9 protein-coding genes and 2 pseudogenes are annotated in these 15774 nt (G+C 57.4%); 7 read left to right on the plus strand and 4 right to left on the minus strand.

The annotated features are described in order from the left end of the window. Window positions 1-70 precede the first annotated feature (70 nt). From rnd to ACY8FN_RS14060, 5 genes and pseudogenes are all read left to right on the plus strand, one after another. Window positions 71-1183 carry a ribonuclease D gene (gene rnd / locus ACY8FN_RS14040; RefSeq protein WP_101319966.1) on the plus strand — a complete coding sequence of 371 codons (1113 nt, stop codon included), beginning with the start codon at window positions 71-73 and terminating at the stop codon, window positions 1181-1183. A gap of 359 nt (window positions 1184-1542) precedes the next feature. Further along, a pseudogene (locus tag ACY8FN_RS14045) lies at window positions 1543-1893 on the plus strand (helix-turn-helix domain-containing protein); the annotation flags it as partial. Between the two features lie 86 nt (window positions 1894-1979). After that, complete coding sequence (gene istA, locus ACY8FN_RS14050) at window positions 1980-2993, plus strand: IS21-like element ISAeme17 family transposase (protein ID WP_463099388.1); 1014 nt, start codon at window positions 1980-1982, stop codon at window positions 2991-2993. After that, window positions 2990-3760 carry an IS21-like element ISAeme17 family helper ATPase IstB gene (istB, locus tag ACY8FN_RS14055; protein WP_099994263.1) on the plus strand — a complete coding sequence of 257 codons (771 nt, stop codon included), beginning with the start codon at window positions 2990-2992 and terminating at the stop codon, window positions 3758-3760. The genes istA and istB overlap by 4 nt, the downstream gene beginning before the upstream one ends. 68 nt (window positions 3761-3828) lie before the next feature. Next, window positions 3829-4521: pseudogene (locus ACY8FN_RS14060) on the plus strand (IS630-like element ISAhy2 family transposase); the annotation flags it as partial. Between the two features lie 231 nt (window positions 4522-4752). Here ACY8FN_RS14060 and rne read toward each other — a convergent pair. Beyond that, entirely contained in the window at window positions 4753-7929 is a 3177-nt protein-coding gene (gene rne, locus ACY8FN_RS14065) for a ribonuclease E (RefSeq protein ID WP_463100355.1), read from the minus strand. 414 nt (window positions 7930-8343) lie between these two features. Here rne and rluC point away from each other — a divergent pair, with 414 nt between their 5' ends. Beyond that, window positions 8344-9288: a 23S rRNA pseudouridine(955/2504/2580) synthase RluC gene (gene rluC, locus ACY8FN_RS14070; protein ID WP_206665165.1), complete on the plus strand. Its 945-nt coding sequence runs from the start codon at window positions 8344-8346 to the stop codon at window positions 9286-9288. Further along, entirely contained in the window at window positions 9288-9932 is a 645-nt protein-coding gene (locus tag ACY8FN_RS14075; RefSeq protein WP_101319971.1) for an HAD-IA family hydrolase, read from the plus strand. Before rluC ends, ACY8FN_RS14075 begins: the two co-directional genes overlap by 1 nt. 62 nt (window positions 9933-9994) lie before the next feature. On the opposite strand, the gene ACY8FN_RS14080 is transcribed toward ACY8FN_RS14075, so the two are convergent. The 3 genes from ACY8FN_RS14080 to ACY8FN_RS14090 are packed head-to-tail and all read right to left on the minus strand — an operon-like array spanning window position 9995 to window position 15703. Then, window positions 9995-11488 (minus strand): efflux transporter outer membrane subunit, encoded by a 1494-nt coding sequence (locus ACY8FN_RS14080; RefSeq protein WP_463100356.1) that lies wholly within the window; start codon window positions 11486-11488, stop codon window positions 9995-9997. After that, window positions 11481-14555, minus strand: a complete 3075-nt coding sequence (locus ACY8FN_RS14085; RefSeq protein ID WP_463100357.1) for an efflux RND transporter permease subunit — start codon at window positions 14553-14555, stop codon at window positions 11481-11483. The genes ACY8FN_RS14080 and ACY8FN_RS14085 overlap by 8 nt, the downstream gene beginning before the upstream one ends. Then, window positions 14552-15703, minus strand: coding sequence for an efflux RND transporter periplasmic adaptor subunit (locus ACY8FN_RS14090; protein WP_463100358.1), 1152 nt, complete (start codon window positions 15701-15703; stop codon window positions 14552-14554). Before ACY8FN_RS14090 ends, ACY8FN_RS14085 begins: the two co-directional genes overlap by 4 nt. Window positions 15704-15774: the final 71 nt, after the last annotated feature.

Raw genomic sequence — 15774 nt, forward strand, 5'->3', positions numbered from 1 at the left:
GTCGTTATGCAAAACCGTGGGTCATCCCACGGTTTTTTCTTTTTGGCCCTGATCAACCGCGCAGGCACAGATGCAATATCAACTTATCACTCAGCAAGCCGAACTTGAGCACTATCTCGCTTCTCTGGCCGACGTTCCCCTGGCTATCGATACTGAATTCGTTCGCACCCGCACTTACTATCCCCAGCTTGGCCTGTTCCAGATCTATGACGGCGAGCATCTGGCGCTGCTGGATCCGCTGACGCTGGATCTCTCCGATCTCTGGCAGCGACTGGGCAGGGAAGGGCAGATCGCCATCCTGCACGCCTCTGGCGAAGATCTGGAGCTGATTCAGCATCAGGCGGGCCACCTGCCCAACCAGATGCACGATACCCAGTTGGCTACCGCATTTCTCGGTTACGGCGTGTCGGTCGGTTTTGGTGCGCTGGTTAACGAATTTCTCGGGGTCGAGCTGGAAAAAGATCAGGCGCGTACCGACTGGTTGGCCCGTCCGCTCACCGAACGTCAGCTGGAATATGCGGCGGCAGATGTGTTCTACCTGATGCCGCTCTACGAGAAGGTGATGGCCAAGCTGCGCGAAAGCGGCAAGTTTGCCTGGTTCGAGCAGGAGTGCCAGAACCACTCCGCCCGCAAGACCCAGGGTAGCGATCCCCGTCAGGCTTATCTTGAAATCGTCAACGCCTGGCAGCTGGGGCGCCGCGAGCTTGCCATCCTGCGCGAGTTGGCCACCTGGCGCCAGCAAGAGGCGGTACGCCGTGATCTGGCTCTCAACTTCGTGGTCAAAGAGCTGCACCTGTTCAAGGTGGCGGAGCGTCGTCCGACCTCCATGCGGGATCTCAACGAGTTGGGGCTGGCCCCCATCGAGATCAAGATCCACGGCAAGCGGATGCTCGATATCGTCGCCCGCGCCCAGCAGAGCGATCCTGACAGCTGGCCCGAGCCGATCCGCCGGCTGGTGGACTTCCCCCAGTACAAGGCCGAGCTCAAGCGCATCAAGGCCATGGTGGAAGAGAAGGCCAAGGCCAGCAACATTCCGCCCGAGCTGATTGCCAGCAAGAAGATCATTCACCAGTACTTCACCTGGAGCTGGCGGATGAACGACGAAGAGCGGGCTCGCAGCGACAAGCCGATGCTGCTGCAAGGGTGGCGTCATGAGCTGGTAGGTCACCTGCTGGCACAATAAGCGCCGATGAGGCAATTTGACCCTGTTACCGGGGTTCGTATTCAGATCATGGTCAGCCAGATCAACAGCCCAGCAAGCTAAGTTTGCTGGGCTGTTTCTTTTTTAAATCCGCAGAAGAGAGGGGTTAACTCGATATCGGCAAGCACGCCCATATCGCGATATAGCACCCATAGGGAAACCACTTATTGTAGTGGGTGAATTGGGCGCAGATGCTGGCTCACCATTCGCCACCTGTTTATATGCCAACAAACTAAATAGCTGTTCCGAATAGTAGATCACCGGAGGAAGGGAACTCAGTCCAGTTTGTGCGATCTCATTAGTCGCCAAACAAAACAAGCCACACCCAAAGGACTGAGTTGATGCCTATCCTACCACCCCTGCCACGGTCACAACGCCGCCGCATTCACAAAATCATCCATGCCACGCGTGATAAAGGACATGCTCGTCGCTTGATGGCCATCTTGCTGTTACATGAAGGACGTACGGTCACCGAGGTTCATCACCTTACCGGCGCTGCGCGCTCGACCATCGGCCGTTGGCTTCGGTGGTATCGAGATGAAGGCATAGATGCGCTAGAAGCCTTACCGGCTGGCCGTGCCCCAGTCTTACCTGTCGCCAAGATTGTCACCTTACTGGTGCTGCTCATGCAGTTTTCTCCGCAAGATTTTGGTTATCAGCGCAGCCGCTGGTGTACCGAACTATTGGCTATCTGTCACCGCCGATGTAAAAATGACCCACTAACGCCGGAGTAAAGTTGACCCACCTGGGCCAAGATCGTGGCTTTTGAGCCACGCCCATGTTGACCCAGGAGTTATCAGTGGAAATCAGAGTGTTGGCCCGTCAGGGCATGAGCATCCGGGCTATCGCCCAGCAATTGCGGGTGTCCCGTAACACGGTTCGCAAGTATCTGCGCAACCCGGGCCTGCCAATCTATCCCAGCCGAGCAGCCCGACCAACCAAGCTCGATCCTTTTAAACCCTATCTGCAAGCGCGTATCCAGGCAGCGAAGCCACACTGGATCCCGGCGACGGTTCTGCTCAGGGAACTGCGAGAGCATGGTTACACTGGCGGGCTCTCCCAGCTCAAGACCTGGTTATCGCCTCTGCGCCATGACGCCTCTGGCACCATCGTCCGTTTTGAAACGGCCCCCGGTAAACAGATGCAGGTCGATTTCACCATTATCCGCCGCGGCAATCGGCCTCTAAAGGCCTTTGTTGCTACCCTGGGATTTAGCCGCGCCAGCTATGTCCGTTTCTTCGATCACGAACGTAATGATGCCTGGTTGACCGGACTGCGTGAGGCTTGTCATTTCTTCGGTGGGGTCCCGCAGGAGGTGCTATTTGATAATGCCAGCACCATCATCCGCGAACGGGATGCTTACGGTGAAGGTGACCATCGTTGGCACCCGGCCCTGCTCGCCTTGGCCGAAGAGTTCGGTTTTCGCCCCCGCGTCTGCCGTCCCTACCGGGCCCAGACCAAAGGCAAGGTCGAGCGCTTCAACGGCTACCTCAAACGCAGTTTTGTCACACCACTGGCAGCCACCCTCAAGCAGGCAGGACTGGCGCTAGATGTGTCAACCGCCAATGCCCATATCGGCCCCTGGTTGGAAGACATCGCCAACCAGCGTAGCCATGGTACTACCGGTGAAGTCCCGGCTATCCGATTGCAACAAGAGCTGCCTCATTTTCTACCCCTGCCACAGACGCTACCCGTTAGTCCCGGCACCACGGCCACTGCGCGCCCCATGCCGCTGGAGAGCTTGCAGCATCCGCTATCGGTATACCAAGACCTGCTGGAGGTGAACGTATGAACTTGCAGCATGAACGCCTGATGGCCCTGAGTCAGGCGCTGCGCTTGGAAGGGATTGCTGCCCAGTGGTCAGCACTAGCTCAGAAGGCGGCCAACGAGGAGGCGAGCTTCGCCGATTATCTGGAGTGGTTGCTGCACGCAGAGCAGACCTTGAGGACCGAGCGCACCCGCCAGACCTTGCTCAAACTGGCCACTTTACCCGTGGTCAAAACGCTGGAGCAGTACGACTTCGGCTTTGCCAGTGGCGCACCTCGCAGCCAGTTGCAGGAGTTGGCCAGTCTGGCCTTTATCGAGCGGAGCGAAAACATAGTGCTGCTGGGCCCAAGCGGAGTGGGCAAGACGCATCTTGCCATCGCACTGGCCTATCGGGCTCTGATGGCTGGCATCAAGACCAGATTTATCAGCGCAGCAGACCTGATGTTGCAGCTTCAAGCAGCTCAACGACAGGAGCGGCTTAATGCCTACTTCAGCCGTGTCGTGATGGGGCCGCGTTTACTGGTGATCGATGAGATAGGCTACTTGCCGTTTGGGCGTGAGGAAGCAAACCTGTTTTTCAATGTGATCGCCAAACGTTATGAGAAAGGGAGCCTGATCTTGACGAGCAATCTGCCCTTTAGCCAGTGGGCCAGCACCTTTGCCGATGATCAGACACTGACGGCAGCTATGCTCGATAGACTGTTACATCATGCACACATCGTTCAGATCAGCGGTGAAAGCTATCGTTTGAAAGAGAAACGCAAAGCGGGGGCCACACCCAAAACCAATTAACCCCATGTCCGGGTGGATCACTTTTCAATCGGCGAAATTAGCCAGAGTGGATCAGTTTTCGGTCGGCGTTGACAGCTATCAAAATCAATCGGTTAACAGGGCTCAATGTGGCCGCCTCCACACTTCGTCGATGGTTACCTCGTATGGGGATTGTCTGGCGCAGGCCCGTGCCGACCTTGCGGATAAAAGACCCGGCCTATCAGGAGAAAATGGCGAATATCGACGCCGCGCTGGCCCGTTGTGATGCCGATAATCCGGTGTTTTATGAGGATGAAGTCGATATAGACCTCAATCCAAAATTAGGGGCCGACTGGATGTTTAAAGCGCAGCAAAAGCGTGTTGTCACACCAGGGCAGAATGCCAAGCATTACCTGGCAGGCGTTCTCCATGCAGGCAACGGAAGAGTGCTTTACGTCAGCGGGATAAAGAAAAACTCATCGCTGTTTATCGCCATGCTGGAAAAGCTGCGCCACCACTACCGACGAGCCAAAACCATCACGCTGATCCTCGATAACTACATCATTCACAAAAGCAAACAGACCGAGCGATGGTTGAAGAAGAACCCCAAGTTCTGCCTGGTATTCCAGCCTGTTTACAGCCCTTGGGTCAATCACATCGAACGGCTGTGGCACAAGTTACATGAAACCATCACGCGCAATCATCAATGCAGAGGGATGGCCAACCTGCTGGCTCGAGTGAAACACTTCATGGATACCGTGTCTCCTTTCCCCGGGAATGGCTATGGCACAGCGAAGGTGTAGCACTATTAGGATCAGTTATTTAGATGTTGAACACAACACATAAAGTTAAGCATCGAGTTCTCTATCGAAAGATCTTTGCGCTTTGATCAAACCGGTTGAGCAAAGGCTAAAAGGGCCGTCAGGACTAGCAGGGTGGTACTAAAAGAGAGCGCCAAGATGAGCGTGTGATAGGCAATAAAAAAAGCCACACCGGATGGTGTGGCTTTTGGCAAATCAGGTAACCCTGGTCTGTTATGGTCGACCAGCAGGGCTGGTTGCCACGTTAACAGCAGCAGTGCTGCCACCGTGACGGCCAGAACTGGCCACTTCACTGCGAACGAGTGGCGGATGGCTCACTGGCTCACTGTTAACCTGCACGACAGGCACCTCGGCAGGGGTGGCCATAGGTGCAGAGGCTTTGCGAGCACGAGCCAGCAAACCGGCACCTTTGTTGACCTGCTTGGCCACAGGGGCGGCAACCGCTTCCTTGGCAACAGGCTCAACAGCGGCCACAACGACGGGCTCGATCACGGCTACTTCAGCAATGACCACAGGTGCTGTTACTTCGGTAGTTGGCGCAGCTTCAACGGCAACTGCAGCTACTGAGGCAGTTTCTACCACCGGAGCAGGTGCAATCACCACGTCAGCCACTGCAACGACTTCGGCAACCGGCGCGACTTCAATGACAGGTGTCATCTCGGCAACAACAGGAGCGACTACCACATCAGCAACAATCTGCGCAGGTGCGGCAGTCGGTGCTGTTGGAGTAACGTCAGCCACGGCAGTGTGAACCTCGGTTGCGACGACCTGATCACGGATGTCATCGGCAACAGCTTCTACAACCACATGTTCAGTCAAGGCTGAAGATGCCTGCAGTGCCGCAGCAATGGCGTCTGCGCTAGGAATAGTGACGACAGGCACAGCAGGCTCTTCCACTTTAACCTGCGCAGCATCGGCCTGGGCCGCGGCTGTCAGAGTGACATCTGCTTGCTGCTCTTCATCACGCTGGCTACGGGTATCTTCGTTGATACGCTTGCGACGCTGACCTTCAATGCGCTGACTACGCGGGGTACGACGGGAGCGGCGTTGACCTTCGGTCTGCTCTTCCTGCTCATTACCCACGGTTGCCTCGTTCACTTCAGCTGGCGCCTCGTCAACCGGCAGGGCAGGGGCATCGGTAGCAACGACATCGACACGGATCTGCTTACGCAGTTGACGACGTTCGCGGCGCTCAGCCACTTTCTGCTCTTTTTCCTGACGCGGTTCGATCGCGGCTTCCACAGTGTCAATGGCTTCTACTGCTTCAACAACGACTTCAGCACGCTGCTCACGAGGAGCGCGGGGCTCACGGGCCGGACGTGGTGCACGGGGCTCGCGCTCTTGACGAGGTTCGCGAGGCTCACGTTCAACGCGCGGTTGCACGTCAGCACGGGGTTCACGCTCCATGCGCTGCTCATTACGAGCTTCAGCGCGTGGTTCGCGTTCCTGACGGGGTTCACGCTCTTTACGAGGACGGCGATTGCGGTTTTCAGCACCTTCACGGTTACCGTTTTCACGTTTCTCGCCAGCTTCCGCATTGTTGCGGTTATTGCGATTGTCGTCACGACGAGGACGCTGACCACGGCCACGGGCGTCATCACGCTGGTGACGATGACCGTCATCCTTGCGAACTTCCCGCTCAACCGGTTGTTCGGCAGGCGCTTTCACTGCGGCAGGGGCGGCATCATTGCTGAACAGACCTGCAATACCCTTGATCAGTTTGCCAAAGAAACCGGCTTGGGCTGCTGCGGCAGTGGCTGCTGCAACGGGGGCCGGAGCGGCTACAGGAGCAGGTTGTACCGGTTGGGCAAAACCTTGCAACAGTGGCTGTTCACGTTCTATCACCTGGGCCTGTTTCGGCTGGTAGGTCGGCTTGGCCACTTCGGTTTTCAGTTCATAGCTGGCCGCTTCCGCAATCTCGTTTTGACGAATGCGGGTGACTTCGTAGTGCGGCGTTTCCAGATGCTGGTTCGGAATGATGTAAACACGGACATCATTGCGTTGTTCCAGGCTGGCGATGGCGGCGCGCTTCTCGTTGAGCAGATAGGCTGCAACATCGACCGGCACTTGACCGTGTACCTGCTCGGTATTGTCTTTCATGGCCTCTTCTTCGATGAGACGCAGGATGGACAATGCGAGGGATTCGTTGTCACGAATGACACCTTGACCCTGGCAACGAGGGCAGATGTGGCTGCTGGACTCGTTGAGAGAGGGGCGCAGACGTTGACGCGACATTTCGAGCAGACCGAAGCGGGAAATACGTCCCAGCTGAATGCGGGCGCGATCCTGATGCACAGCTTCACGCAGACGGTTTTCCACTTCGCGTTGGTTGCGAACCGGGGTCATGTCGATGAAGTCGATGACGATCAGGCCACCCAGGTCGCGCAGACGCAATTGACGGGCAATTTCGTCGGCCGCTTCCAGGTTGGTTTGCAGCGCAGTCTCTTCGATATCGCCGCCCTTGGTGGCGCGGGAGGAGTTGATATCGATGGAGGTCAGTGCTTCGGTCGGATCGATGACGATGCTGCCGCCAGAGGGCAGGCGCACTTCGCGCTGGAAGGCCGACTCGATTTGGCTCTCAATCTGGAAGTGGTTGAACAGGGCAACTTCACCCTTGTACAACTTCACCCGATTGAGGAAATCGGGACGAACCAGCTCGATGTGAGCACGGGCACGTTCAAAAATTACCGGGTCATCGATCAGGATTTCACCCACATCGCGACGCAGATAATCGCGAATGGCACGCACGATCACGTTGCTTTCCTGGTGGATAAGCACAGGCGCAGTGCGCTCTTGTGATGCCTTGTGGATGGAGTCCCAGTGGTTGAGCAGAACATTCAGATCCCATTCCAGCTCTTCCGGAGACTTACCAACACCGGCAGTACGCACTATCAGACCCATGCCTTCCGGCACGGTCAGTCCGTTCAGGGCTTCTTTCAGTTCCGTTCTCTCATCACCCTCAATGCGGCGGGAGATACCACCGGCACGGGGGTTGTTCGGCATCAGTACCAGATAGCTACCAGCCAGGCTGATAAAGGTAGTGAGGGCTGCACCCTTGGTGCCACGCTCTTCTTTATCAATCTGAACGATCACTTCCTGGCCTTCGCGGACCACTTCTTTGATGTTGGGACGACCCTGATAGGAGTAACCGGAGGGGAAATAGTTGCGGGCGATCTCTTTCAACGGCAGAAAACCGTGTCGTTCTGCGCCGTAGTCGACAAAAGCAGCTTCAAGGCTGGGCTCTACGCGGGTGATTTTACCTTTGTAAATATTCGCTTTCTTTTGCTCGTGTCCCGGACTTTCAATATCCAAATCGTAAAGCTGTTGTCCGTCAACCAGCGCTACGCGCAACTCCTCTTCTTGAGTTGCGTTGATTAGCATTCTTTTCATTGAGTTCTCATTATTGTGTCATTTTGATTTCCTCCACTTGGGTCCTGCCGGCGCCGGCCTCGGGTCTTCAGCATACTTGGGCAACCTCCCGGCTGGGGTATGCATGAGGCGCAAACTAAGGGCGCTCTGGTCGTCACTTCTCGAGAGGTGACGAGTTAAGGGTGCCGCAGTGGAGACAAATAAACGGTAATGTTTGTGTTCTCCATGCGTTGTACCTCGCACCCGGGAACCGTCATGTTCTTGTATACACGGTGTTTCGGGATTGGGTGGCATACTATTTGGCCACTTAGTACAAGGCTTGAACACAATGACAAAACCTTGTTTATTATCCCATTTAAACCTCTTTTATAGCAAGGCGCCATTTTTCAACAAACCATGCAGCCAAGGGGCCTTGGCAGTGTTAAAATCCGCGCCATGACACAGATACAACAACAAGTGCAGCTGCTCACCATCGAAGCTGAGCATGACGGGCAGCGCATCGACAATTTTCTCAAGACTCAGCTAAAGGGCGTCCCCAAGAGCCTGATCTATCGCATCCTTCGCAAAGGCGAAGTGCGGGTAAACAAAAAGCGCATCAAACCGGAGTACAAACTCTGCGCGGGTGACGTGATAAGGGTACCCCCTGTCCGCGTTGCCGAAAAAAATGAACTGCCGTCGGCTAATCTGGGGGTTATCCAGCGTCTGGAGAGCCAGATCCTGTTCGAAGACGAGGCCATGATCGTACTGAACAAGCCCTCTGGCATGGCCGTACACGGTGGCAGTGGTCTCAGCTTTGGCGTTATCGAGGGACTTCGTGCTTTGCGTCCGGACGCCCGCTTCCTCGAGCTGGTACACCGTCTCGACCGCGATACCTCCGGCGTGCTGCTGGTTGCCAAAAAGCGCAGCGCCTTGCGTAGCCTGCATGAACAACTGCGAGTCAAGACCATGCGCAAGCAGTATCTGGCGCTGGTTCGTGGCAAGTGGCAGGCTCACGTCAAAGTGGTCAATGCACCGCTGCGCAAAAACGATCTGCAATCCGGTGAACGGGTGGTGCGGGTCAGTGCTGATGGCAAGCCGTCTGAAACCCGGTTCCGCATCGTGCGCCAATTCGCCGAAGCGACCCTGGTCGAATGTAGCCCGATCACCGGCCGCACCCACCAGATCCGCGTTCACACCCTGCATGCCGGTCACCCGATCGCTTGCGACGATAAGTATGGCGAAGCGGCGTTTGACGAGAAAATGCGCAGCCAAGGGCTGAAAAGACTGTTTTTGCATGCCTGGAAGCTGAGCTTTATTCATCCTGCCGATGGTCGCGAGATGCAGATGGAGGCTCCTCTTGCTCCTGAGCTTGACGGCTTCCTGGAAAAACTGGCTCGCTAATGCAAGATATCCGGCTCGCCATTTTCGATTGGGACGGTACCCTGATGGATTCGGTGGGCCGGATTGTTGCCTGTGTACAAGGGGCTGCCAGCGATTGCGAACTGGCGGTGCCAGCCCCAGCCCAGATCCGGCAAATTATCGGTTTGAGTCTTGATTTGGCCATGTCCAGCCTGTTTGGCTGTGGCGATGATGAGCGTCAGATCACCGGGCTGACCGATCGCTATCGCCATCACTATCTGCACGATGTGACTCCCAGCCCTTTATTTGTTGGGGCAGAGGCGTTGTTGCGTGGCTGGCACGCCCAGGGGCTGCTGTTGGCAGTCGCCACCGGAAAATCACGTCGTGGCCTTGACCGGGTATTGGACGAGACTGGGTTGCGCCCCTTGTTCATCACCAGCCGGGGGGCCGATGAGGCGCGCTCCAAGCCTGATCCCTTGATGCTTGAGCAGATCCTGGCCGAGTTGGGGCTATTGCCCCGGCAGGCGGTGATGATCGGTGACTCGGTGCATGATATGGCGATGGCCGAGGCGATTGCCATGCCGCGGATTGGCGTCAGCTGGGGAGTTGATAACCGTGATGCCCTCAGTCGTCACCGGCCATCGGCAGTAGTGGATACCATGGCAGCGCTGCAACAGTTATTGTGAATGCCTGAATCCCATCGATAAAAAGAGCCCGGCCAATTGGCCGGGCTCTTTTTTTATCTTGCTTATCCTGCCGCTCCCTCATGCGCGGGGGTTTGTGGCACTGTCCATTCGCCACCCAGCGCCTTGTGCAACATCACCACTGTGGTGGCGGTATTGAGCCTGGCCTGTACTTTGGCATCCTGCAGGTTGTTGCTTACGCGCTGGGCATTGAGCACGCTCAGATGGTTTTCGAGCCCGGCCCGATAGAGGCTGGTTGCTTTGTTGACCGCCAGGCGCGCCTGCTCGTCGGCTTGGTTGATCAAGCGGTAATACTCCTGGCTGTTTGCATAGGCATTGAGCACCGTATCTACCTCGTTGAAGGCGCCATTGACGACCTGCTGATAGGCGAGGGCGGACTCCCTAAATGCCGCTTCTTGCAGATCCACCATGGCAGCACCTCGCCCGCCGTCGAACAGGTTCCAGCTTATGCCAGCACCCAGGGACCAACCCACGGAACCCGAGGAGAGCAGATCGTCCAGATTGTGGGCCGATACCCCGGGGGTACCGGTCAACATCAGTTTCGGATACTGGTTGGCGATGGCTGCACCCAGTTGCTGGTTGCGCGCGGCCATCTCCCGCTCGGCCAGGGCGATATCCCATCGTCTGGTCAGCAGATCCGATGGCAGGCCCACCGGGATCAACCCCTTCATCTGTGGCAAGACGCCGTCACCGAGCCGGGTGCGGGTCTGGGTGGTGGTCTCCCCCAGTAAAATGGCCAGCCGACCAAGATGGACGGCGCGGGCACTGTCGAGCATCGGCAGCATGGCTTCTGTGGTGGCCTGGGCGGCGCGGGCATTGGCTATATCCAGCTCAGATCCATAGCCGTGGCGCTGGAGGGAGAGCACCAGATCCAGCACCTGTTGCTGTTCGGTGATGGTCTGGCGGGTGATGGCCATGCGCTCTTCAGCGGCGCGGTACTGCAAGTAGTTGTTGATCACCTCGGCGGTCATCAGGGTGGTGAGGTTGCGCTGCAGCAGCTCGGCCTGCTCAACCCGGATGCTGGCGGCTTGGCTCATGGCATCGATGCGGCCAAACAGGTCTGCCTCCCAGCCGATGGATGCGCTGGCCAGATGGGTATGGCTGTCGCGATCGATCAGGCTGATGCTACTGCCCCCCAGTTGCGGCGGCAGCGCATATTCGGTGACGGCAGGGCCGCTCAGCGGCCCATTCTCGCTCAGCCGCATATCCAGATAACCGGCATTAAGGGAGACGGTAGGCACTTTCAGGGAGGACACCGCCGCCTGATAGGATTGCGCAGCGTTGATCCGCTCCTTGGCCATCCTGATGGGGATGTTCTGTTGCTGGGTGGCCACGATCAGCTGGTCGAGCTGCGGATCATTGAACTGCTGCCACCAGTGGACCCCAGCCACGGGCTTGACCGCGCTGATCCCCGCTGTTCCCTGGCTATTGAGATAGACATTTCCCACTGCCACCAGCGGCACCTCATAGTCTGGGGTCATGCTGCAACCGCACAGCAGCAGGGCGGCGGCCACCATGGTGAGTCGATAGTCAATCATGGCACTGCTCCTTGCTGATCGAAGGGGTGATGGCTGCCTGCTTGTCGCCGCGATAGAGCAGTTGATAGAGGGCTGGCATCACGAAAAGGGAGAGGAATGAGGCGGCCGAGAGCCCGCCCACTATGGTGGCCGCCATCTGATCAAACAGCCGGTCGGTCAGCAGCGGTATCATACCGAGTACCGTGGTGAGGGCCGCCATCGAGATGGCCATGGTGCGGTTGAGGGTCGCGACTTTCACCGCCTCTGCCAGCGCTCTGCCATGCTTGCGTTCCAGCTCGATCTGGTCGATCAGCACTATGCCGTTTTTGATGATCATGCCACTCAGACAGATCAGGCCGACAATCGCCATAAAGCCGAACGGTTTGTCCAGCAACAACAGACTCCAGACAACGCCGATGGAGGCCAATGGCAGGGTCACCAAAATGATGAACGGCTGGCGGTAGGCACTGAACATGGCGACCAGGATGATGGTCATCAAGATCATCGCCTTGGGGGTCTGGGTCATCAGATCATCGACCGACCGCTTCTCGTCATAGTATTCGCCGCCCCACTCCATGGTGTAGCCGGGGGGCAGGGCAATGGCTTCCAGCTCACTGGCCACGGCCTTGCGCACATTGGAAGGGGTATCGCCGCGCACGTCAGCCTGCACTGTGATGGCCGGTTGACGGTTGTAGCGCCAGCGCATGCTCTCTTCTCCTTTGAATTCGATACCATCGACAACCTGTCCCATCGGGACGCTGTGGCTACCGAGCAGGGATCGCACCGGAATATTGTCAAAGTGCTCCAGCGAGGCGTTGCTGCTGCGCAGTTTGATGGGGATCAGATCATCATCGCGGCGCATCAGGCCAATCAGGCTACCATCGGTTGCCCGGGAAATGGCGTTGGCAATATCAGTGCGATTGACGCCGGCCATTCTTGCCGCATCCTGGTTGATGAGGGGCACCAGCACCTTGCTCTCCTGCCGCCAGTTATCGCGGATGTAGATGAGGTGGGGGTTAGCCGCCAGCAACTGCTTGGCCTGATTGGCCAGCCGGTGCAGCTCTTGAGGATCCGGTCCGACGAAGCGGGCTTCAATGGCAAATTTGTCTTTGGTGGCCAGCTTGAGCGGACGGAATCTGGGCTCGGCATAAGGGAACTCGGCCTGCAGCCAGGCATCTCCTGCCGCCGTCAGGGAAGCGATATCGTCATAACTGCGGGTATTGATCAGGATCTGGCCATAGCTGTTGTCAAAAGGCTCAGGCTCTACGGTGACCGAGAAGCGCGGGGCACTCTCGCCAACGTGGCTGGAGATACTGATCACCTGGGGCTGACGCAGCAGCCACTGCTCAATTTTGTGCATGTCGGCGGAGGTTTGCGCAATCCGTCCCCCGTTGGGCAGCCAGTAGTCGAGAAACAGCATGGGGCGATCCGAGGAGGGCATGAAGTTGACCTGCAGCAGCGGAATGGCGGCCAGGGTCAGCAGCAGCACAGGGGCAACCCCGAGCAGCAGTTTGACCGGATGGTCAACCGACCAGAACACGGCTTTTTGGTAGAGCTGGGCCATGGGTGAGACCCGTGCCGTCTCGTCGGTTTGGCTCGGCGTTGGAATGAAATACCAGCAGAGCAGCGGGGTGACCGTCATGGCGATGAGCCATGAGAGCAGCAGGGAGCTGCACAGCACCTGGACGATGGAGAGGGCAAACTCGGCGGCATCAGTCTGGGAGAACAGTACCGGTGCGGTTCCCAGTGCGGCGATCAGGGTGGCAGCCAACAGCGGCAGCGCCATTTCGCGGATGCTGTCGCTCACCGCCTGATGGCGAGCAATCCCCTGGCGCAATTTGGACTCAAAGAGATCGACGATGACGATGGCATTGTCCACCAGCATGCCCAGCGCCAGAATAAACGAGCCGAGCGATACCCGCTGCAGGTCGACCTGGGTCAGATTGAGGTAGATCAGGGTAAACAGGATGGTCAACAACAGGCTGGCACCGACGATCGCAGCACTGCGCCACCCCATGAAGATCAGCAATACAACTACAACGATGATCACGCTCTCGGCCAGGTTGAGGATGAAGTTATTGACCGACTTGGCCACTTCCTCTGGCTGATAGGCGATGACGCCGATATGCACGCCATCCGGCAGGGTGGCTTCGAACTGTGCCAGCTCCTGTTTGAGGGTGTCACCAATGCTGACCACGTTGATGCCGTTGACCGGACTTACCGCCAGGGTGATCGCTTGCTGGCCATTGAAGCGGCTCAGGGTCATGGCGGGATCCTGGTAGTCCAGATAGATGTTGGCGATATCCCCGAGCTTCACAGTGGCGCTTTCGAGACCATTGATACCGGTCTTGATGCTGAGGTTCTGGATATCCTCCACGCTGTTGAACGCACCGCCCTGCTCAACACGCAGTTGCTCGATGCCAAGGGGGAAATCCCCACTGTGCAATGGCATGTTTTGACTGGTTAGCTGATCGATCAGCTGCAGGGTGGTCAGGTTGGCTTGTGCCAACCGTTCATCATCGAGATCGATGTTGATCACCTGCTCCCGAATGCCGTGCAACTGAACTTTCTTCACCCCCTCGACGGCCTTGAGCCGGCGTTGCAGTTCGCGGGCATGATCCTTGAGATCGGCCATGGCGACGTTATCGCCATAAAGGGAGAAGAGCATGCCATACACTTCGGAAAATTCATCCTGCACTATGGTGAGCTGGGCCTGGGGTGGCAGGGACAGCTTGACGTCCTCCACCTTGCGGCGCAGCAAGTCCCACTGCTGGGGGAGCTCGGCAGAGTTAACCTGCTCCTGCAGATCGACAAAAATCATCGAACTGCCGGGGCGGGAGAGGGAGCGCAGCTTCCATAGCGGCGCCATCTCCTGCAATTTGGTTTCGACCTGATCGGTGACCAGCCGCTCCACCTCACCGGCATCGGCACCGGGATAGAGGGTGACAATCACCGCACTTTTGACGGTGAAGGCGGGGTCTTCCAGCTTGCCAAGTTGGAAGTAGGAGACCAACCCGACGAGGGTGCAGAGCAGGGTGAAGAAGATCACGAAGGTCTTCTGGCGTAGCACAAAGGTCGAGAGATTCATGATTTGTCGACCTTTTCCAGTGATTGGTTTGCCATGATAGCCACCTGTTCCAGCGAGTGATTGGCAATAATGGCGACCTGCTCGCCCTCGCTGACGAAGGCGCTGCCAGCGACCACCAGTTGATCACCTGCCGTCAGTTCACCACTGACACACAGGGTATTTTGCTGCTGATCATGGAGTGATACCGGGATACGGGTTACGTGGTCTTGCGCCACCCGCCAGACATGCCACTGGCGATCCTGACTGTTGACCGCCATCGCGGGCAGGCAGAAGAGCGGGGTTTCAGCTTGCTGCGGCAGTTCGAGGGTGACATTAACCGACTTGCCCGCTACCAGATTGACCTGATCCCGAGGCAGGGAGAGGGTGACCTCATAGGTGCGTTTGAGCGGGGAGGGGATGGAGGCGATATCGGTCACAGTGACGGCGAGATCTTGCTGGCGCTGACCCCAGGCAAGATGACCCGGCTGACCGGTTTTTATCCTGCTGACCTGGCGTTCCGGTACATCGATCACCACATTGAGCTGATCTGGCTGATGCAAGGTGAGCACCTTGATACCGGGCAGCACGAACTCATGATTGTCGATATGTCGCTTGCCAATTACCCCGTCAAAGGGAGCGCGCAGTTCGCTATATGCCAGCGCATCACGGGCTTTTTGCAGCCCCTGAGTGGCCAGCTTGACCGCTGCGTGCGCCCGGGCTTCGCCGCTGATAGCCCGATCGAGGTTGACATCGGCGATGGCGTTATCGGCGCAAGCACGCTTGATCCGAGCAAGCTCGATACGTGCAAGCTGATGGGCGGCGGTTGCTTCGGCTAACTGGGCCTCTCCCTGGCTTACTGAGACCTGAAAATCGTGCGGGTCGAGCCGCGCGAGTAGCTCCCCTTTGCGAACCCGTGTGCCCTCGGTCGCCACCAGCTCCTGTAACATGCCGTGAACGCGAAACGAGAGGTCAGTGGTGTGGGCTGATTTCAGCACCCCGCTGAATTTGTGCGCTCGGGTGGCAACGGGGTCAGCCAGGGTCATCACCTGGACGGCGCGCAGTTGTGCTGGTTGCTGGGAAGGTGGCGTGGTGGCGTCGGCGCCACAGCCGCTTAACAGCAGCAGGAGTGTGCTGCTAAGCAGTGTTTTACCGGGATGGGAAAGTGTCATGGGAGGATTCCTTTAAACAGGCGTTATCATATGGCGCCAGTTTAATTGAATCATGAAGCGTTAATAATCCC

It is taken from the genome of Aeromonas sp. 160P (assembly GCF_055193095.1).

Bases quoted from the DNA above. Each gene is read 5' to 3' on its own strand.
- istA (WP_463099388.1), top strand. From the start codon at position 1,980: ATGTTGACCCAGGAGTTATCAGTGGAAATCAGAGTGTTGGCCCGTCAG.
- ACY8FN_RS14085 (WP_463100357.1), bottom strand. From the start codon at position 14,555: ATGAATCTCTCGACCTTTGTGCTACGCCAGAAGACCTTCGTGATCTTC.
- rluC (WP_206665165.1), top strand. From the start codon at position 8,344: ATGACACAGATACAACAACAAGTGCAGCTGCTCACCATCGAAGCTGAG.
- rne (WP_463100355.1), bottom strand. From the start codon at position 7,929: ATGAAAAGAATGCTAATCAACGCAACTCAAGAAGAGGAGTTGCGCGTA.
- ACY8FN_RS14080 (WP_463100356.1), bottom strand. From the start codon at position 11,488: ATGATTGACTATCGACTCACCATGGTGGCCGCCGCCCTGCTGCTGTGC.
- ACY8FN_RS14090 (WP_463100358.1), bottom strand. From the start codon at position 15,703: ATGACACTTTCCCATCCCGGTAAAACACTGCTTAGCAGCACACTCCTG.
- rnd (WP_101319966.1), top strand. From the start codon at position 71: ATGCAATATCAACTTATCACTCAGCAAGCCGAACTTGAGCACTATCTC.
- ACY8FN_RS14075 (WP_101319971.1), top strand. From the start codon at position 9,288: ATGCAAGATATCCGGCTCGCCATTTTCGATTGGGACGGTACCCTGATG.
- istB (WP_099994263.1), top strand. From the start codon at position 2,990: ATGAACTTGCAGCATGAACGCCTGATGGCCCTGAGTCAGGCGCTGCGC.